Source organism: Cutibacterium avidum ATCC 25577, assembly GCF_000227295.1.
GTDB classification, from domain to species: Bacteria; Actinomycetota; Actinomycetes; order Propionibacteriales; family Propionibacteriaceae; genus Cutibacterium; species Cutibacterium avidum.
In genome coordinates this window covers 1,321,290-1,339,396 of record NZ_JH165054.1, presented here as the reverse complement: position 1 = coordinate 1,339,396, position 18,107 = coordinate 1,321,290, and the positions used below count along the sequence as shown (strand labels likewise).

Here is an 18,107-nt window from a genome sequence, read left to right as displayed (position 1 = left end):
CCTGTCCGAGGAGCACTCGTGCTGACACAACTCGTGGCCCGACACCTTCGGCCCTATCGCCTGCAGGTGATCGTCATCGTCGTCGCGCAGATTTGCGCCCAGATCGCCGCGCTGACCCTCCCGACGATCAACGCTGACATCATCAACCAGGGAGTCGTCCGCGTCGACACCGGCTACGTCACCTCACACTCCCTCCTCATGCTGGCCGTCGCCCTGGGACAGACGATCTGCCAGGTCATCGCAGTGTTCCTGGCCGCCCAGGTCGCCATGGGAATGGGACGCGACATCCGCGACGCCGTCTTCACCCGCACCCTCGACTTCTCGGCCCGTGAGGTCAACCAGTTCGGAGCTCCGTCCCTCATCACCCGCACCACGAACGACGTCCAGCAGGTGCAAATGCTGGTCTTCATGACCTTGGCCGTCCTCATCGGAGCACCGATCATGATGGTCGTCGGCGTCGTCATGGCGATCCGAGCCGAGGTCTCCCTGTCGTGGATCATCGCCGTCGCCGTCGTGCTGTTGGGCATTGGAGCGGGGCTCATCGTCTCCCGGATGGGTCCGCTGTTCAAACGCCAGCAGAAACGTATCGACGACCTCAACCGCGTCGTTCGCGAGCAGATCACCGGCATCCGCGTAGTGCGAGCCTTCGCACGGGAACGCCATGAGGCGGCCCGCTTCGACGCCACCAACTCCGCCCTGCGCGACATCCAGGTCAGTGTCGGACGAACCATGGCCGCGATGTTCCCGCTCGTCATGCTCATCATGAACCTGTCCCAGGTCGCGGTGTTCTGGTTCGCGGCCCACCAGATCGACAGCGGCAAGACCGAGGTCGGCGTCCTCGCCTCCTTCACCACCTACCTCATGCAGATCCTCATCAGCGTCATGATGGCCGTACTCCTCGTCGTCATGTGGCCGCGAGCCTCGGTCTGCGCCAACCGCATCGCAGAAGTGCTGCAGACCTCGTCGTCCCTCTACATTGACCCCGAACCGGTGACGACCTTGCCCGACAACCCCACCCTGCTGGAGTTCCGCGACGTCACCTTCAGCTACCCCGGAGCCTCCGCACCGGTGCTCCACAAGATCTCCTTCGAGCTGGAGCGCGGAACGACGACGGCCATCATCGGCTCGACGGGCTCGGGCAAATCAACCTTGGTCAACCTCATCCCGCGCCTCGTCGACGTCACCGACGGGCAGGTCCTCGTCAAGGGTGTCGACGTCCGCCGTTACGGCCCCGAGATCCTGTGGAGTTGCATCGGGCTGGTGCCTCAGCGGCCCTACCTCTTCGGCGGCACGGTGGCCTCCAACCTGCGCGACGGCCGCTCCGACGCCACCGACGACGAGCTCTGGGACGCCTTGCGCATCGCTCAGTCCGACGACTTCGTCTCCCGAATGGACGGGGAGTTGGACGCCCCCATCTCCCAGGGCGGCACCAATGTCTCCGGCGGCCAGCGACAGCGACTGTCCATCGCTCGGGCCTTGGTCAAAGCCCCCGAAATCTACGTCTTCGACGACTCCTTCAGCGCCCTCGACGTCACCACTGATGCCCGGCTCCGGGCTGCGCTGGAGGCCCATCAAGGCAGTGCCGCGATGCTCATCGTCGCCCAGCGGGTCTCGACGATCCGCAATGCCGACCAGATCCTCGTCCTGGATGCCGGACGCATCGTCGGCAAGGGAACCCATGACGAGCTCATCGAGTCCTGCCCGACGTACATCGAGATCGTCGACTCCCAGCTCTCCACCGAGGAGGCGGCATGAGAGGCAAGGTCGAGAAGGCTCCCGCCCGCAACGAGCATGCCGAGCTCGCCCGAGCCTCGTCACGACGAGGCGGCGGCCGGGTCGCCGAGAAGCCCATCTCCTTCGGCCCGTCCCTCAGGCGGCTGCTCGGCCAGCTCAAGCCTCATCGCCTCGTCCTGACCACCGTCGTCATCATGGCTGTGATCTCGGTGACCTTCAACGTCATTGGCCCCAAGATCCTGGGCCGGGCCACCGACGTCATCTTCGGCGGCATCGTCGGAAAACAGTTGGGCAGACACGTCCCTCAAACGCGTGGCATGACGGCCGGCGAATTCATCGACAAGTTCGGCCAGCCCGGTCAGAGTGGCGATCGCGGGAAGATCATCACCCTGCTGCAGCAGTACCCCGATGTCATCATCGGTTCCGGCATCGATTTCCACCGGCTCGGCGTCATCATGGCCTGGGCCCTGGGCCTGTACGCCTGCGCCGCCCTGCTGATGTTCCTGCAGGGATTCCTGCTCAACACCGCGATCCAACGATCCATGTACGACCTGCGTCGTCAGGTCAGTGCCAAGCTGGAGAGACTGCCGCTGTCCTACTTCGACGGTCAGCCCCACGGCGAGCTCATGAGCCGGATGACCAACGACATCGACAACGTCTCGCAGACCTTGCTGCAGACCCTCCAACAACTCCTCAACGCCTTGCTGACCGTCATCGGCGTGTTGATCATGATGTTCTGGATCTCCCCGTTGCTGGCGGTGATCTCCCTGGTCATCATCCCGGTTGCCGGAGTCATCGCGGGAGCCATCGGCAAGAAGGCGCAGGGGCAGTTCGCCCAGATGTGGAAGGCCACCGGAGAACTCAACTCCCACGTGGAAGAGGCGTATTCGGGCCACGCTCTGGTCAAGACCTTAGGCCGCACCCAAGCCGTTGCCCAGGAATTCCACGAACGCAACGAGGAGCTTCGTCGAGCCACCGCCAAGGCCCAATTCATCTCCGGACTCATCCAGCCGGCGATGTTCCTGCTCGGCAACGCCAACTACGCCGTCATCGTGCTCATCGGCTGTCTGCGGGTGGCCAACGGCCAGATGCCACTGGGCAATGTGCAGGCCTTCATTCAATACTCCCGAATGTTCACCCAACCGATCACCCAGATCGCCTCCATGGCGAATCTGTTGCAGTCAGGAGTGGCCTCGGCAGAGCGCGTCTTCCAGGTCCTTGACGCCGACGAGATGTCCACAGAGGCCGACGACAGTCTCCCTGCCACCAAGGGACGTGTCGTCTTCGACCACGTGCGCTTCTCCTACAGCCCTGACAAACCTCTCATCACCGACCTCTCATTGGTCGCCGAGCCGGGCCAGACGGTGGCGATAGTCGGGCCCACCGGTGCTGGCAAGACGACGCTGGTCAACCTGCTAATGCGGTTCTACGAGATCGACGGCGGGGTCATCACCCTCGACGGCTTCGACATCTCCACGGTCCCCCGCACCGAACTGCGCTCTCGCCTGGGAATGGTGTTGCAGGACACCTGGCTGTTCAGCGGGACGATCCACGACAACATTGCCTACGGCCGCCCGGAGGCGTCCGAGGAGGAGATCCTCGACGCCGCCCGGGCCGCTCACGTCGACCACTTCGTCAACACCCTGCCTGACGGTTACCAGACCGTCATCGACGAGGACGGATCCAACGTCTCCGTCGGCCAGAAGCAGCTCATCACCATCGCTCGGGCCTTCCTCTCCGCCCCGGACCTGCTCATCCTCGACGAGGCCACCAGCTCGGTGGACACTCGAACCGAGATGCTCGTCCAGGAAGCCATGGCCAACCTGCGCAAGGGACGTACCAGCTTCGTCATCGCCCACCGGCTCTCGACCATCCGTGACGCGGATCTCATCCTCGTCATGGAACACGGCGACATCGTCGAGCAGGGGACGCACACCGAGCTCCTCGAGCGGCGCGGCCACTACCACGACCTCTACCAGTCGCAGTTCAACGCGGCGGACGCCGACGGGGCGACGACGGCCGGTCCCACGTGGTGCCCTGGCCGCCGACGCGACCGGGGCGGGTGGAACCGAGGATGATGCCGATGCGTGGGGTCGCCGACAGGGGATCCTCCGATCGGGAAGCCTGACTGATTGACGCTTCAATCGTCATCATGGGCAGGCTCTTCCGCGGCGACCGGTTCACGGACAGCTCTGCACCTGCCCCACGACCCATCCAGCCGACTGGTAGGCGACCCCCCGAAGATTGACGTGCCGAGAAGCCCGGTCCGTCGCCTCGACGACGGTGACGGGGATCGCCGCACACCTGTCCATCCACACGCGCGTGCGTGTGACGTGCGGGGGATCGGTGAGCACCACGGCGTCGGACCAGTGGTGCCGCGCCGCCAGGTCACGCAGGGTTGCCGCCTCACCCCGAGTGGTGTACGGGTCGGGCACCAGACAGATGACCTTCCAATGGGGGGACGGGTCGCAGAAATCCTTGCGGTACTCCTCGCCGGTCCTCGGGTCGACGCTGATGGTCACGACGAGTGTCGAAGCCCCCGTGCGGCGCATGAGGTCACGGGCCTGAGCCATGTGGAAGTCCGCCGGTCCGATGGCGTAGACGACGTCAGTCCTCCTCGGGACCGGCTCGAGGCGTGGCCGAAGAACCCCGATCGCCAGCGGCACCTCGGCGACGACGAGCAGGACGAGCACCCCGACGACGACACGCCACCACCGACGACACGATCGACTCACGCTACCCATTTTCACCCATCGGGCAAATCGCCGACCAGTACCGCCGTGACGACGGACGTTGGTACAGGATTTTTCATCCGTTTTGGCGCAACGCGACCCCGAGCGCCAAAACCGGGGCCGCCGAATAGTAGGGTGCGCGCCATGGATGCCCAACTGATCGCCCGATGGCAATTCGGGATCACGACGGTCTACCACTTCTTCTTCGTCCCTATCACGATCGCGCTGTCGATGCTCGTGGCAGTGATGCAGACGGTGTGGTTCAAGACCCGCAACGACCGTTATCTTCGCCTGACCAAGTTCTACGGCAAGCTCTTCCTCATCAACTTCGCCCTCGGCGTCGTCACCGGAATCGTGCAGGAGTTCCAGTTCGGTATGAACTGGTCGGAGTACTCGCGATTCGTCGGCGACATCTTCGGCGCCCCGCTGGCCCTCGAGGCCCTCCTCGCCTTCTTCATGGAGTCGACCTTCATCGGCCTGTGGATCTTCGGGTGGGACAAGCTTCCCAAGGGAGTCCACCTGGCCTGCATCTACCTGACCGCCCTTGGCACCATGGTTTCCGCGGTGTTCATCCTCGCGGCCAACTCGTGGATGCAGAACCCCGTGGGGGCCACGTACAACCCCGCCACCCATCGCGCCGAGTTGACCGATTTTGGTGCCGTTCTCACCAACCCGGTCTTCAAGGCAACCTTCCTTCACCAGATTTCCGCGTCCTACATGGTCGCAGGAGCCCTCATCGCCGCAATCGCCTTCTGGCACCTGGCAAAGGTCGCCAAGGGTCGAGCCACCTCTCAGATTTCTGACGCCGAGGAGGCCGAGACCGTGCGCACCTGGCGTTGGGCCTCGAAGTTCGGCGCCTGGATCCTCATCGTCGCCTGCGTCGGCATCGTGCTGAGCGGTGACTACCAGGGCAAGGTCATGACCGACGCCCAGCCCATGAAGATGGCCGCTGCCGAGGGCGCCTACAAGACGACCTCGGACTTTTCGGTGCTGACCATCGGCAACCAGGACGGCTCCGAAGAGGTGTGGGCCATCAAGATCCCCGGCATGCTCGGCTTCCTCGGCAACGGCAAGTGGGGTTCAGAGATCAAGGGCATCAACGAGCTCAAGAACTACCAGGTTCATGAGTACACCTACCACCGCAAGGACGGCACACAGACCTCTCTGCAGTCCTCCTACCAGGATGCGCTGCGCCAGAAGATCGACGCCAACGGCATCAAGTTGGAGCCGAACATCCCGGTTTCCTACTGGACCTTCCGCATCATGATCACCCTCGGCATGATCGGCGGCCTCGTCGGCCTCATCATGCTCATCGCGATGCGCGGTGACCGCAACCCGAAGCCGCACGGCTGGCTGACCTTCTTCATGATCTGCCTGCCGCTGTTGCCGCTGTTCGGCAACTCCTTCGGCTGGATCTTCTCCGAGATGGGACGGCAGCCCTGGATCGTCGCGGGTGTGCTGCCCACCACGGCGGCTGTCTCACCCGGTGTCTCCGCCGGCAGCGTGCTCTTCTCGACCATCGTCTACACGGCGGTGTACGGCATTTTGGCCGTCGTCGAGGTGAGTCTGTTCTGGAAGACCCTCAAGAAGGGCCTGCCTGAACTGCCAGAACGTCGTCAACCTGCTGTCGAGGGCGAGGACACTCCGCTGTCCTTCGCATACTGAGGAGGTCACCGACATGCTTCCTGTGCTTGAAACTGCTGCTCATTCGCCCCTGACGATCGTCTGGTTCATCCTGATCACCGTCCTGTGGGTTGGATTCTTCTTCCTCGAAGGCTTCGACTTCGGTGTCGCCATGCTGCTTCCCTTCATGGGACGTGATGACAAGGACCGTCGCCTCATGGTCAACACCATCGGCCCGACCTGGGACGGCAACGAGGTGTGGCTGCTCACCGCTGGTGGTGCCACCTTCGCGGCCTTCCCCGGCTGGTACGCGACGATGTTCTCCGGCCTCTACCTGCCGCTGCTGCTAGTGCTGCTCGGCCTCATCATCCGTGGTGTCTCCTTCGAGTACCGCTCGAAGCACCCGTCCTCGAAGTGGCGCAACACCTTTGACTGGATGGCCACCATCGGATCCTTCCTGCCCACCTTGGTACTCGGCGTCGGCTTCGCGAACTTCGTCCGCGGCCTGGCCGTCGGCCCGCACCCGACTCCTGACGGTGGCGTCGCCCCGCTGGTGACGACCTCCTTCTGGGGCCTGTTCACCCCGTTCGCCCTCATCGGCGGCATCCTGTTCGTGGTGCTTTTCTGCGCCCACGGGGCCAACTTCGTCGCCCTCAAGACGCTGGGTGACATGCATGACCGGGCTCGCAAGACTTCGGCCAAGCTGGGTTGGATCGCGACCGCCGTTGCTCTGGTGTGGGCCCTGATGTTCAACATCATGTACGTCACCAATGACGGACGCCAGGTGTTGACCTGGATCCTCTGCCTGCTCGTCGTCGTGCTGCTGGCTGCTGGTTCGGCCGTCGTCGCCAAGGGACGCGAAGGCCTGGCCTTCCTGTGCACCGGCCTGGGTATCGCCCTCATGATCGTTGCCTCCATGGTCGCCATGTACGGCAATCTCGGCTACCGCCCGTCGGGAATCCCCTTCGACATGTGGATCGCCTCGTCGACGCCGTACACCCTGAAGATCATGACGATCAGCGCCTGCATCTTCGTGCCGATCGTGTTGGCCTACCAGATCTGGAGCTACTGGGTGTTCCGCAAGCGCCTCACCCGTGAGGCCATTCCGGACACTGCGGTGGCCGCCTGATCCGTGGCAGCTCCGCTCGACCCGCGCCTGGTTCGCCGGGCGCGGGCCACTCTTCCCTTCCTCGCAGGTCTGTGCATGGTGGGCGTGGCTACGGCCGTGCTCATCCTCGCACAGGCCTGGTTGTTGTCCCGGGGCATCTCCTCGGTCTTCACCACCCACCGTCTCGACGGCGTGGCTGATTGGTGCGGACTGCTCGCCGCGGTGTTCTGTGGCCGCGCTGATCTGGCGTGGCTGCAGGAGTCCCTGGCCCATCGCGCCTCGGCGTCGGTGAAGTCCCAGTTGCGACGCGACATCCTGAGCGCCAGGTTGTCGCGTCCCACCGATGCGACAACGCCGTCGGGAACCCTCATCAATCTGGTGACGACGGGTCTTGACGCCCTGGACGGGTACTACTCGAAGTATCTACCTCAGCTCGTGCTGGCCGTCATCGTTCCGGTGGTGTTGGCCACCGCGATCGGCTTTCAGGACATCAAGAGCCTGATCATCGTCGTCGTGACGATCCCCCTCATCCCCCTCTTCATGGCCCTCATCGGTTGGCGCACTGAGGCGGCCGTGGCGAAACGGTTCAAGGTCGCCACCCGACTCGCCAACCACTTCGCCGACCTGGTCGCCGGCCTGCCCACCCTGCAGGTCTTCGGACGGGCTCGCGCCCAGCTCGAGGGCCTGCGCCGCACCGAGTCGGCCAACCGCGACGAGACGATGCGCACCCTGCGCATCAGCTTCCTGTCCTCCTTCGCCCTCGAGTTGCTGGCAACCCTGTCGGTGGCCTTGGTGGCCGTCACCGTCGGTTTTCGGGTGGCCGCCGGTGGCATGGATCTGCGCACGTCCCTCTTCATCCTCATCCTCGCCCCCGAGGTTTTCCTCCCGGTGCGGCAGGTGGGCGCCCTCTTCCACGACGCCGCCGACGGCATGGCCGCTGCCGAGGTGTCCTTCGGTCTCATCGAATCGGGACGACCAATGGGTTCCGGCGGCGACGTCGACATGCCCTCACCGAGGGACGTTCCGGTGGTCATCAGTGGGTTGACTCACACCTACGAGGGCGCCGATCGCCCGGCGCCGGATGGGTTGTCCCTGCGGATTGATCCAGGGAAGCTCGTCGCCCTGGCCGGACACTCCGGTGGTGGCAAGACGACCGCCCTGTCATGCCTGTTGGGATTCATCGACCCCGATTCCGGGTCGATCCTCGTCGGTGACCACGAACTCGTCGGGGCTGACGAGTCCGTCTGGCAGGCGTGGCGTCGTCAGTTGGCCTATGTGCCCCAAGCTCCCGCGATGATGGCAGGGACGGTGGCGCAGAATGTGCAGCTGGGATACCCAGAGGCCCCCGACGCTGTGATTCGCGATGCCCTGAATCGTTGTGGTGCCGTGTCCATCCCGTTGGACAAGCGGGTTGACGACGACGCCGAGGGTTTGTCGGCCGGCGAGCGACGTCGCGTCGCCCTGGCACGTGCCCTGGTCAGAGTCGAACAGGCCGAGGCCGGTTTGCTGGTCCTCGACGAGCCAACCGCAGGTCTCGATGCCACCACCGAGGCCACGGTCCTTGACGCGGTGCGAGCCTCGGGAGCGTCAGTGCTCGTCGTGACCCACCGTCACAACGTCCTTGAGGCCGCTGACACGGTAGTCGAATTAGGGGCGGAGGTGGTCGCATGAACGCACGAACCGCCCAGTTGTTGAAGACCCTGCTCAAGGATGTGCCGCTCGGCCGTTGGTTGCTCGTTCTCTCCACCGTGCTCGCCGCTTGCGCATCGGGCGCATCGGTGGCCCTCATGGGTGTCTCGGCATGGTTGCTGTCACGGGCCGCGGAGATGCCGCCAGTGCTGTATCTGGAGGCCGCGGCTGTCGGGGTGCGATTCTTCGGTATCTCCCGAGGAGTGTTCCGCTACGCCGAACGTCTCGTCGGCCATGACCTGGCCCTGCGGATGCAGGGGGCCCTGCGGATGCGGGTCTACGACCGGCTGTCGCGCACGACCTTGTTGGGGCGCCGACGTGGCGACCTGTTGGTCCGGGTGACCGTCGACGTCGACGCTGTGTTGGACATGGTCGTGCGGGTGATCGTGCCGGCGTGCGCGTCGAGCCTCGTCATCATCGGGACGACGGCTCTCCTGGCTCGGTTCTCGCTGGCCTCGGCGGCGGTCCTGTTGCTGTCGGCACTGCTGGCTGCCGTCGTCATGCCGGCAATCACCAAGCGGATCTCGAAGGCGGCCGACTCTTCCCTGGTGCCGCTGCGCGGTGAGCTCGCCGACCGCGCTCGCGAGCTGGCCCACTGCGCTCCTGACCTCGTTGCCTATGGGGCTCAGGACGCCATCCTGGCCGACGTGCTGGAGGTCGACTCCCGGCTGCGAGCGGCAGAGCGCAAGGCAGCCTGGGGACGCGGGCTCGGCACGGCCGGACAGATCCTGGCAGCCGGTCTGGCCGTCGTCTCCGCTCTGTGGATCGGTGGCAATGCGGTTGCGGACGGCCGGATTGGGGCACGGACGCTGGCTGTGCTGGTCCTGACCCCGCTGGCCCTCCACGAGGTGTTCGGTGCCTTCACCGGGGCTGCCCAGACCCACACCCGGGCCAAGGCAGCACTACTGCGGGTCGTCGAAGTGTTGGACGCCCCGCAAGTCGGGACAGGAGACTCCCCCACCGCCGGGGCATCTGAGGAGGAGCCCTCCCTCGTCATCGACGGATTGACGGTCGGGTGGCCGGGTGGCCACCCCGTGCTGTCCGATGTGAATCTGACGGTTGCTACCGGGGAATCGGTGGCCGTCGTCGGGCGGTCGGGTATCGGCAAGACGACCCTCGCCGCAACCATCATGGGACTCATCCCGCCGCTGGCCGGTTCCGTGACGACGACCGGACGGGTGCGGTACCTGGCCCAGAACGCTCATGTCTTCGCAACCTCGATCAGCGAGAACGTGCGCATCGGATGCAAGGACGCCACCAAGTCCGAGGTCGTCACTGCTCTGGATCGGGCCGGATTGACCATCCCGCCAGAAAGAGTCGTGGCCGAAGACGGCGGAACCTTGTCCGGCGGCGAGGCACAAAGACTCGTCTTGGCTAGGGTGCTCGTCAGCCACGACACATCCGAAGACCCTTCGGCCCATGATGTCCTCATCCTCGATGAGCCGAGTGAGCACCTCGACGTCGAGACGGCCACCGCCATCATGGATGACCTGTGGGCCTCGACCCCCCATGCCGCCAAGCTCGTCATCACCCACGACCCGCTCGTGATGGCCCGATGTGACCGGGTGTGGGACGTGGGCTAACTTACGCAGCAAACTCGCCGGGGACCGCCAACGTCGGACACACCGGGAGCATCTCCCCGGAACCTGCAACTTGCATTGGCGTCTCGACCTACCCACACCGTAGGTTCCTAGAACGCAGCAGATGCCCTTGCCCACTAGGCTCGCTGGCCATTAACCCTCGCTTAAGTCAGTGCAAGCACGGGTTTCCGACGCCCCAATGCGTCCTCCCCGGTCTCCCGAGGCAAACCTTTCCCGGCCCCAACGACGGGAGTCACTCAACCTCACGAACCAGCTGCAGTGGCGACCTTCAGCATTAAATGAGACTAATCTGAAATCTACACGGTCGTTACTTAATTGTGACACCCTCCACGTTATGATTTCGGCTGTGTCGTCCACACGCCCCTCTCTTCAGATCCCCTTCGTCTATCTCACTACTGTCTGCCTCCTCGCAACAGCCGCACCTGCCTCTGCACATTCCACAACCTCCCTCAGTGCAGACGACAGTGCAGCACTCACCCGCAGTGCAGCCGCCTCCGCCAGTGTCGCACCAACAACATACCGAGGGTTCGTTAGTGATAGTCCTACGACTGCATCAACAGCTCAGGACACCGAACGTACTGAAGTTCGTGCCTCTAACAGCGGTAATTCAATTACTCACTTCTCAAACAATGAGTCTTTCTCAGTTTCCCTACCCGGGTCCTCCAGCACCGTCACGAGGAGCAGCGATAGCACAGTCGCAACTCTCGGCGACGGTGCCAGATCGGATAACTTTACACTAGCTATCACCAGCCCTGCTGAAGGTGAAGCAGCAGTCCACTCAATCCTCCTGACTGAGAGCGCTCCTCAAACGTTCTCCTACACCTTCCACGACATCACTCGGATCAGCAGCGACGGGCATGGCGGCGCTGATCTGTTTTATGCGGATTCGAACGACGAACTCGTTCAAGTTGGGCACGTCGAGCGTGCATGGGCTCGCGACGCAATCGGCCGGCCTGTGCCAACGCATTACGAGATCCATGGTAAAAAGCTCACCCAGGTCGTTGATCACAGAAGCGGTGGCTACACCTATCCAATCGTCGCCGACCCATCGTGGTCGGAAATCTGGTCCGCAATCAAGCATGGCGGATCGAAGGTCGCCAGCGCAGCCAAGTGGCTTGGCTCGAAAGCTGGATGGGTCGTTGGCAAGAGTTGGTCAGGCGTCAAGGTAATGGCCCCAAAGGGACTCAAAGCGGGGAAGTTCCTCGCGAAGAAGGTCGGACCGGGGGCCATTGTGCTCTGTGCTGCGGGAGCTGGCTGGGCTTGGTACCGCTCCGACGCACACGGCTGGGTCCGCGTTGGTGACACTGTCAGCGGCTGCCTATTCTAGTCTAAGGATATTCATCACCATGTCTCAACACTCTTTGCGCAACGCCTTCCTGGCCTTGGTCGGCTGGCTTGTCGCCGGTTTCATCGTCGTCAAAATCACCGATGCGCTCACCCACGGCACGCACTGGTGGATCTACATCCCGTTCGCTGTGATCGGCCTCGCGTCAGGGGCCATTCATGCTGCCACCGCACGTAGTAGAAGCTCGGACTCTCATTGACGCAGGCGCCTCCCGCCAGCCCCGCACGCAATACGCCCCCACCCCACGGCCCTGCCCTGCTCCCACCCCCGTGTGGTATTCGCGCTCCTGACACGGACCCGTGCCACGAGAGATGGCACCACCGGCACGCAGAACCCGCATCACCACACGCCGACACACAACCAGGCGGCCCCGGTCAAACCGGGACCGCCTGGCCTGGACGCGTGTGAACTACCTGGCGTGCCTCATCACGCCAGGGTCCGAATCACTGATCGTCCACGACGATGACGTAGAGCTGACGGGGCCCATGCACGCCATCGACACGTGCCAACTCGATGTCGGAGGTCGCCGAGCCACCGGAGATGAAGGTCAACGGGTGACCATCGTGAACCGCGGGCTTGACGATCTGTATGGCCTCCGGGACGTCGGAGACGACCTGGCTGGCCTTGATGACACACACGTGGCGGTCCGGAACGAGGGTAATGGCCCGACGTCCCTGGTCCTCGACGTGAGTCAGGACGATCGAACCGGTGTCGGCGATTCCAGCCGCCGAGGCGGTGACGACGGCGTCGGTGTCGTTGAGCTCCTCCTTGGACATCTGGGGCTCGTCGACGCGGGCGTCGATACCGGCTCCCTTGATCGCCTCGACCCAGGACTCGTCCAGCCCAACCGGCACGACGGCGCTGTGCTCGGCGCCGGTGACCTTGAGCCCCTCAACGACGGCCTTGGGAACGTCAGCCCCCTGAACCCGCACGACGGTGGCCTTGTAGTCGATAACCTTCTCGACGAAGGTTCCGACGACGTCGTCCATCTCGATGCCGGTGCCGTACTCCCACTCGACCGGCACATCAGCGACCGGGTCGGAATTGGTGATGTCCGAGCTGGCGCGACGAATCCGGGCAAGGATCTCGGTACGCGCCACCGGATCAGTGCTGATGGTGGTCATCGCTTTTCCTCCCTGTTCTTCTTCCACCAGGTACGGAACGTGTCGGTCGGCGGCGCATCGACGTCGCGGTACTTCAGCCACCGCTCGGCCACCGGCACCGGAACCGGTCCCATCTTCTTTCCGCGCAGGACACGTCCCACGCCGCGCGAGCCGACCTGGATAGCCTCGAAGTGCTTGTAGTCACTGAACGCCCACGACGCGGTCTTCATGAGCCCCATCTCGCCGGCAACCTCGTAGTCCTGCGGGATCTTGTCGGCCTTCTCGGACTTGACGACCTTGTTGCGCAACTCGAGGAGGATGTCGGTGAAGGGAATCTTCACCGGGCAGACCTCGTTGCAGGCGCCGCACAGGGAACAGGCGTACGGCAGACCACGATCAACCGGGTGTTCGACGCCACGCAGCTGCGGGTTGAGCACCGCACCGATCGGCCCGGGATAGACCGAGCCGTAGGCGTGACCGCCGGCCCGCTCGTACACCGGGCAGATGTTGATGCAGGAGGCGCAACGGATGCACCGCAGCACCTCACGGCCGAGGGTGTCGGCCAGGACGTTGGTACGGCCGTTGTCGAGGAAGATGACATGCTGCTCCTGCGGACCGTCACCCTCGGTCACGCCGCTCCACACCGAGTTGTACGGGTTCATCCGCTCACCGGTGGCCGAGCGCGGCAGCAGCTTGAGGAAGACCTCGAGGTCGTCGAAACTCGGCAGCACCTTCTCGATGCCGACAACGGACACCAGGGTGTCGGGCAGGGTCAGGCACATACGGCCGTTGCCCTCGGACTCGACGATCACCAGCGAACCGGTGTCGGCAAGGACGAAGTTGCCACCCGAGACCGCCATCTCGGCACGCAGGAACTTCTCGCGCAGGTGCAGACGAGCAGCGTTGGCCAGCTCCGGCGGGTTCTCCGAGATGTCCTCGGGTGCCGGACGACCATAGTTCTTCATCTCATGGAGGAAGATCTCGCGGACCTCAGCACGATTGCGGTGAATGGCCGGCACCACGATATGGGAGGGACGGTCATGTCCGAGCTGCACGATGAGCTCGGCCAGGTCAGTTTCCCAGGTCGCAATGCCCTGCTCCTCGAGGTACTCGTTGAGGTCGGTCTCCTGGGTGGTGATCGACTTGATCTTGACGACCTCGTCGACCCCCTTGTCCTTGGCGATCTGGGCGACGATGCGGTTGGCCTCCTCGCCGTCACGGGCCCAGTGGACGTGGACGCCGTTGGCGGTGAGGTTCTTCTCAGCCTCGATCAGGTAGTGATCCAGGTGACGGCCGACGCGGTTCTTGATGGCCTCGGCGGCGTTGCGCAGATCCTCCCAGTCCGGGGACTCGGAGACGCGCAGGGCGCGCTTGTTGCGAATCGTCGTGGTGGCATTGCGCATGTTCTTGCGCTGCACCGACAGATTCAGCTCATTCTTGGCGGCCTTCGAGAACTTCGGCATACCCATGTACGTACCGGGCTTGTCGGGGGCCGGGGTCAGCCGGGCGACACCGTGATTCCCGTAGGTGACGCGACGTAGTTCGGTGCTCATGGGTCAGTCCTCCTCAGTGTTGGCGAGGATTTCGGCGATGTGAATCGGCTTCACGCCCGAGTTCTGACGGGACAGCACACCACCGATGTTCATGAGGCAAGAGTTGTCGCCTGCGACGACGTACTCAGCCTCCGTCTCACGAACGTGGCGAGCCTTGTCGCTGGCCATTGCCGCGCTCATGTCGGGGTTCTTGATGCAGAAGGTTCCCCCGAACCCGCAGCACTGCTCGGCCATCGGCAGGTCGACCAGGGTCATGCCGCGGACGTTCTTGAGCAGCTCATGGGGACGATCTCCCAGCTTGAGCAGACGCTTGCCGTGGCAGGACGGGTGGTACGTCACTCGGTGCGGGAAGTACGCGCCGACGTCGGTGACCCCGAGGATGTCGACGAGGAACTCCGGCAGGTCGTAGGTGATCTGGCTGGTGTGCTCGACCTCCTTGAGCAGTCCGGAGTCGCCGGCGTGCTCGGCGAGCATCGGGTGCTGGTCGCGGACGGCAGCGACACAGGATCCCGACGGGGCGACCACGTAGTCGTAATCCCCGAAGGCCCGCACATACTGACGGACGGTGGGAATGCCCTCGTCGAAGTAACCGGTGTTGGTCGTCATCTGGCCGCAGCAGGTCTGCTCCCGCGGGAACTCGACCTTGCAGCCCAGACGCTCCAGCAGGGTGGTGACGGCCACGCCAGTCTGGGGGAACATCACGTCATTGATGCACGTGATGAACAGCCCGACGGTGATGCCCGCCCCAGGCAAACCGGGCGAGGCAGCCCTGGTACCAGGGCTCGTAGTGGTTGTCATGGTGACCTCCATTGAGGATGAACGGATGCCAGGCGGTGTCAACCGTCAGCAGAATCAGGGGACCATCCATCCGAGCACCGGGGTCGACATGAGGCCGACGATGATGCACATCAGGACGAGCAGGATGATCGAGAACTTGAAGACCTTGCGCAGGATGACCGACTCGCCGCCAGCCAGGCCGATCGCGGTGGCCGCGATGGTCAGCGACTGCGGGGAGATCATCTTGCCGACGACACCACCGGAGGCACCGGCACCGACCAGTAGGTGACGCATGCCCTCGACACCGAGGTGGGACCCGGCACCGACCTGCTGACCGACGCTGCTCTGCAGGCCGGAGAACAGGATGTTGGCGGAGGTGTCAGATCCGGTGACGTAGGTGCCGATCCAGCCAAGGATCGGGGCGAGGAACGGATAGAGCGCTCCAGCGCCAGCAATGAACATACCGAGAGCCAGGGTCTGGCCGGAGTCACCCATGACATAGGCGAGGGCGACGACCAGGCCGATGGTCAGCATCGAGAACTTCATCTTCTTGGTGTTGACCCACAGCTCCTTGAAGACGTCGGAGAGGGACACCTTGTAGATGAGGCCGACGAGGATGGCGACGACGGCCAGCAGGAAGCCCGGCTGGGACAGCCACTGCCAGGTGTAGGACTGGTGGGCCGCTGCCTTGCCACCAGTGGTCATGAGGCCGGACAGGCCAGGCCAGGCCATCTTGGTGTCGGCAGTCTTGAGGCCCTCTTTGACAGCCGGGATGGCGGCGATGCCGAAGACCACGATGACGAGGATGTAGGGCACCAGGGCCATGAAGATGCGGTTACCGGTGAGGTCGGAGGTGTCGACCTCCTGAGCCTCCACGGGCTCGGTCTCGACGGCCGGGTCCATCGGGATGCCGATGCGCTCGGCGGCCTCGCGGCCACCCTTCGGCTTCCAGGCCTTGAGGAAGAGCAGGGAGAGGGCGACGGTGACGACGGCGGCGAAGATCTCGGTCAGGTTGTAGACCGGGGTGCCACCGACGATGATCTTGGTGACGCCGAAGACGATGCCGACGAACAGACCAAAGGGCCAGCACTCACGCACACCCTTGCGGCCGTCCATGATGGCCAGCATGAGGAAGGGGACGACGAGGCAGAGAACCGCGCAGATACGGGCGGACACCGGGGCAACCATCGAGACGTCCAGGCCGCCGGTCTTGGCGGCCATGAGCACCGGCAGGCCGACGGCACCGAAGGCCACCGGGACGGTGTTGGCGACCAGGGCGGTGACGGCACCGCGAAGCTTGCCGAAGCCAATGGCGATCAACATGGCAGCCGCGATGGCGACCGGGGCGCCGAATCCAGCAAGGGCCTCGAGCAGACCGCCGAAGCAGAAGGCGATGAGGATGCCGAGGACACGCGGGTCGTCACTGATGAGGAAGAAGGTGCGGCGCAGGTCGTCGAAACGACCGGAGATGACCGTCACCTGGTACATCCAGATGGCGCCCAGCAGAATCCACGAGATCGGGAACAGACCGTAGAGGAATCCCTGAGCACTCGAGGAGATTGCCATACCGATCGGCATGTGGAATGCGGTGATTGCCACGATGAGGGCGACGCCCCACGAGAAGAGGCCAGCCAGATGCGCCTTCCAGCGCAGCGCACCAAGGGTGATGAGCATGGCCAGCACCGGCAGCACGGCAAGGAGGGCCGAGAGCCACTGCGACCCCAGCGGGTTGGCCGATGGGGTGAAGGTCTGGAGAAGAACCATCGAAGAACTCCGTTGTTCAACCATTGCCTCCGGTCGGCGAACCGTCGGCAAGGTCGGGCCGATTTGGTCCGACCAATAGTACGGTAGGACCATTACTTACAAACGTCAAGAACTCCCGTTCAATTGGCGAACGGACGATCAACCATCTGTGCAACAAATGAGGGTTGCCTAATTTCGGACCCTTTTCAGAGTCCTTTCATGTACTCAACCCGCTTCACAAAGTTGTTGGGCATACCATGCATGTTCGGTGACAATGAAGCGACTCACCGATGAGGATCTCAGCCATGACACAGACCCGCGACGCGGACGCCAGCCAGCCAGGCGCACATCCCGGACACTGGGTGTCAGAGTCGCACCCAGAATCAGGCGCTGACACTGATACGAGATCCCGCGGATTCTCGGTCGTCATGCATCACATCGATGACGAGATCCTCACCGGGACCTGGGTCAATGGTTCGCGCCTCCCCCCGGAACGAGAACTCGCCGCCACCCTGGGCGTCAGCCGGGGAGCAGTCCGGGAAGCCATCCGCGCCCTGGAGGCCCTGGGAATTCTGACCTCGGGCGCCGGTCGAGGCAACGGAACGCGCGTCGATGCCCATCCTTCCGACGCCATGGGCCGCATCCTGCGCCTGCAACTGGCCCTCGACGTCGTCTCCTTCGCCGACCTGACCGAGACCCGCGTGGCCCTGGAGAAGGCTGCCTGCGCGGCGGCAGCAAAGGTCCGCGCCCCCGGGCCACTGGCACGAGCCACCGACCTCCTCGGTCAGATGCATGACGCCATGCAGCCGGACTCCTTCAACACCCTCGACACCGCTTTCCACGTCGCCCTCGCCGAGGCTGGGGACAACCGCCTCATGAGCGATCTGACGATGGCCATCCGCGAGGCGGTACACCTGCCCATCCTGGAGGCAGAGCATTCCCTCATCGGGTGGGACAACTGGCGTGACGGCTTCGTCTGCGACCACGAGGAGATGCTCACCGCGATCGAGAACGGCGATCCGATTCGGGCAGCCGAGGTCACCGAGGCGCACATTCGCAACGCCTACGAGACCCTGCTGCTCAGACGGGACTGACGCCG

The 18,107-nt window shown here is 64.0% G+C and carries 14 protein-coding genes; 9 read left to right on the top strand and 5 right to left on the bottom strand.

The window, feature by feature from the left end; genetic code table 11:
• Positions 1-18 precede the first annotated feature (18 nt).
• Positions 19-1,755, top strand: a complete 1,737-nt coding sequence (locus HMPREF9153_RS05840; protein WP_004810301.1) for an ABC transporter ATP-binding protein — start codon at positions 19-21, stop codon at positions 1,753-1,755.
• Positions 1,752-3,812 (top strand): ABC transporter ATP-binding protein, encoded by a 2,061-nt coding sequence (locus HMPREF9153_RS05835; protein ID WP_004810300.1) that lies wholly within the window; start codon positions 1,752-1,754, stop codon positions 3,810-3,812. The genes HMPREF9153_RS05840 and HMPREF9153_RS05835 overlap by 4 nt, the downstream gene beginning before the upstream one ends.
• Positions 3,813-3,914: 102 nt before the next feature.
• On the opposite strand, the gene HMPREF9153_RS05830 is transcribed toward HMPREF9153_RS05835, so the two are convergent.
• Positions 3,915-4,478 (bottom strand): YdcF family protein, encoded by a 564-nt coding sequence (locus tag HMPREF9153_RS05830; RefSeq protein WP_237726220.1) that lies wholly within the window; start codon positions 4,476-4,478, stop codon positions 3,915-3,917.
• Positions 4,479-4,610: 132 nt separating this feature from the next.
• On the opposite strand from HMPREF9153_RS05830, the gene HMPREF9153_RS05825 reads away from it, so the two are divergent.
• The 6 genes from HMPREF9153_RS05825 (at position 4,611) to HMPREF9153_RS05800 (ending at position 12,031) form a co-directional block, all read left to right on the top strand.
• Positions 4,611-6,131, top strand: a complete 1,521-nt coding sequence (locus HMPREF9153_RS05825; RefSeq protein ID WP_004810298.1) for a cytochrome ubiquinol oxidase subunit I — start codon at positions 4,611-4,613, stop codon at positions 6,129-6,131.
• A gap of 13 nt (positions 6,132-6,144) precedes the next feature.
• Positions 6,145-7,218, top strand: a complete 1,074-nt coding sequence (cydB, locus tag HMPREF9153_RS05820; RefSeq protein ID WP_004810297.1) for a cytochrome d ubiquinol oxidase subunit II — start codon at positions 6,145-6,147, stop codon at positions 7,216-7,218.
• 27 nt (positions 7,219-7,245) lie between these two features.
• A complete protein-coding gene (gene cydD, locus HMPREF9153_RS05815; RefSeq protein ID WP_256998268.1) occupies positions 7,246-8,868 on the top strand; it encodes a thiol reductant ABC exporter subunit CydD in 1,623 nt (540 codons plus the stop codon).
• Complete coding sequence (cydC, locus tag HMPREF9153_RS05810) at positions 8,865-10,469, top strand: thiol reductant ABC exporter subunit CydC (RefSeq protein WP_004810295.1); 1,605 nt, start codon at positions 8,865-8,867, stop codon at positions 10,467-10,469. The genes cydD and cydC overlap by 4 nt, the downstream gene beginning before the upstream one ends.
• A 973-nt stretch (positions 10,470-11,442) precedes the next feature.
• The gene (locus HMPREF9153_RS12885; RefSeq protein ID WP_004810293.1) at positions 11,443-11,814 is read left to right on the top strand and encodes a hypothetical protein; all 372 of its coding nucleotides are present in this window, start codon (positions 11,443-11,445) and stop codon (positions 11,812-11,814) included.
• A gap of 19 nt (positions 11,815-11,833) precedes the next feature.
• On the top strand, positions 11,834-12,031 hold the full coding sequence (locus HMPREF9153_RS05800) for a hypothetical protein (RefSeq protein WP_015583419.1): 198 nt from the start codon (positions 11,834-11,836) through the stop codon (positions 12,029-12,031).
• A gap of 244 nt (positions 12,032-12,275) precedes the next feature.
• On the opposite strand, the gene HMPREF9153_RS05795 is transcribed toward HMPREF9153_RS05800, so the two are convergent.
• Genes HMPREF9153_RS05795 through HMPREF9153_RS05780 form a run of 4 tightly spaced genes read right to left on the bottom strand, consistent with a single transcriptional unit; the run spans position 12,276 to position 17,029 of the window.
• Positions 12,276-12,956, bottom strand: a complete 681-nt coding sequence (locus tag HMPREF9153_RS05795) for a LutC/YkgG family protein (RefSeq protein WP_004810292.1) — start codon at positions 12,954-12,956, stop codon at positions 12,276-12,278.
• Positions 12,953-14,488 carry a LutB/LldF family L-lactate oxidation iron-sulfur protein gene (locus HMPREF9153_RS05790; protein WP_004810291.1) on the bottom strand — a complete coding sequence of 512 codons (1,536 nt, stop codon included), beginning with the start codon at positions 14,486-14,488 and terminating at the stop codon, positions 12,953-12,955. Before HMPREF9153_RS05790 ends, HMPREF9153_RS05795 begins: the two co-directional genes overlap by 4 nt.
• 3 nt (positions 14,489-14,491) lie before the next feature.
• The gene (locus HMPREF9153_RS05785; RefSeq protein ID WP_004810290.1) at positions 14,492-15,298 is read right to left on the bottom strand and encodes a (Fe-S)-binding protein; all 807 of its coding nucleotides are present in this window, start codon (positions 15,296-15,298) and stop codon (positions 14,492-14,494) included.
• Between the two features lie 42 nt (positions 15,299-15,340).
• Entirely contained in the window at positions 15,341-17,029 is a 1,689-nt protein-coding gene (locus tag HMPREF9153_RS05780) for an L-lactate permease (RefSeq protein ID WP_015583423.1), read from the bottom strand.
• A gap of 407 nt (positions 17,030-17,436) precedes the next feature.
• On the opposite strand from HMPREF9153_RS05780, the gene HMPREF9153_RS05775 reads away from it, so the two are divergent.
• Positions 17,437-18,102 (top strand): FadR/GntR family transcriptional regulator, encoded by a 666-nt coding sequence (locus tag HMPREF9153_RS05775; RefSeq protein WP_036979650.1) that lies wholly within the window; start codon positions 17,437-17,439, stop codon positions 18,100-18,102.
• The last annotated feature ends 5 nt before the right edge of the window (positions 18,103-18,107 follow it).

Coding starts and splice junctions, on each gene's coding strand:
- cydC (WP_004810295.1), top strand. CDS start 8,865: ATGAACGCACGAACCGCCCAGTTGTTGAAGACCCTGCTCAAGGATGTG.
- cydB (WP_004810297.1), top strand. CDS start 6,145: ATGCTTCCTGTGCTTGAAACTGCTGCTCATTCGCCCCTGACGATCGTC.
- HMPREF9153_RS05775 (WP_036979650.1), top strand. CDS start 17,437: ATGCATCACATCGATGACGAGATCCTCACCGGGACCTGGGTCAATGGT.
- HMPREF9153_RS05780 (WP_015583423.1), bottom strand. CDS start 17,029: ATGGTTCTTCTCCAGACCTTCACCCCATCGGCCAACCCGCTGGGGTCG.
- HMPREF9153_RS05790 (WP_004810291.1), bottom strand. CDS start 14,488: ATGAGCACCGAACTACGTCGCGTCACCTACGGGAATCACGGTGTCGCC.
- HMPREF9153_RS05825 (WP_004810298.1), top strand. CDS start 4,611: ATGGATGCCCAACTGATCGCCCGATGGCAATTCGGGATCACGACGGTC.
- HMPREF9153_RS05785 (WP_004810290.1), bottom strand. CDS start 15,298: ATGGAGGTCACCATGACAACCACTACGAGCCCTGGTACCAGGGCTGCC.
- HMPREF9153_RS05830 (WP_237726220.1), bottom strand. CDS start 4,478: ATGGGTAGCGTGAGTCGATCGTGTCGTCGGTGGTGGCGTGTCGTCGTC.
- HMPREF9153_RS05795 (WP_004810292.1), bottom strand. CDS start 12,956: ATGACCACCATCAGCACTGATCCGGTGGCGCGTACCGAGATCCTTGCC.
- HMPREF9153_RS05800 (WP_015583419.1), top strand. CDS start 11,834: ATGTCTCAACACTCTTTGCGCAACGCCTTCCTGGCCTTGGTCGGCTGG.
- HMPREF9153_RS05835 (WP_004810300.1), top strand. CDS start 1,752: ATGAGAGGCAAGGTCGAGAAGGCTCCCGCCCGCAACGAGCATGCCGAG.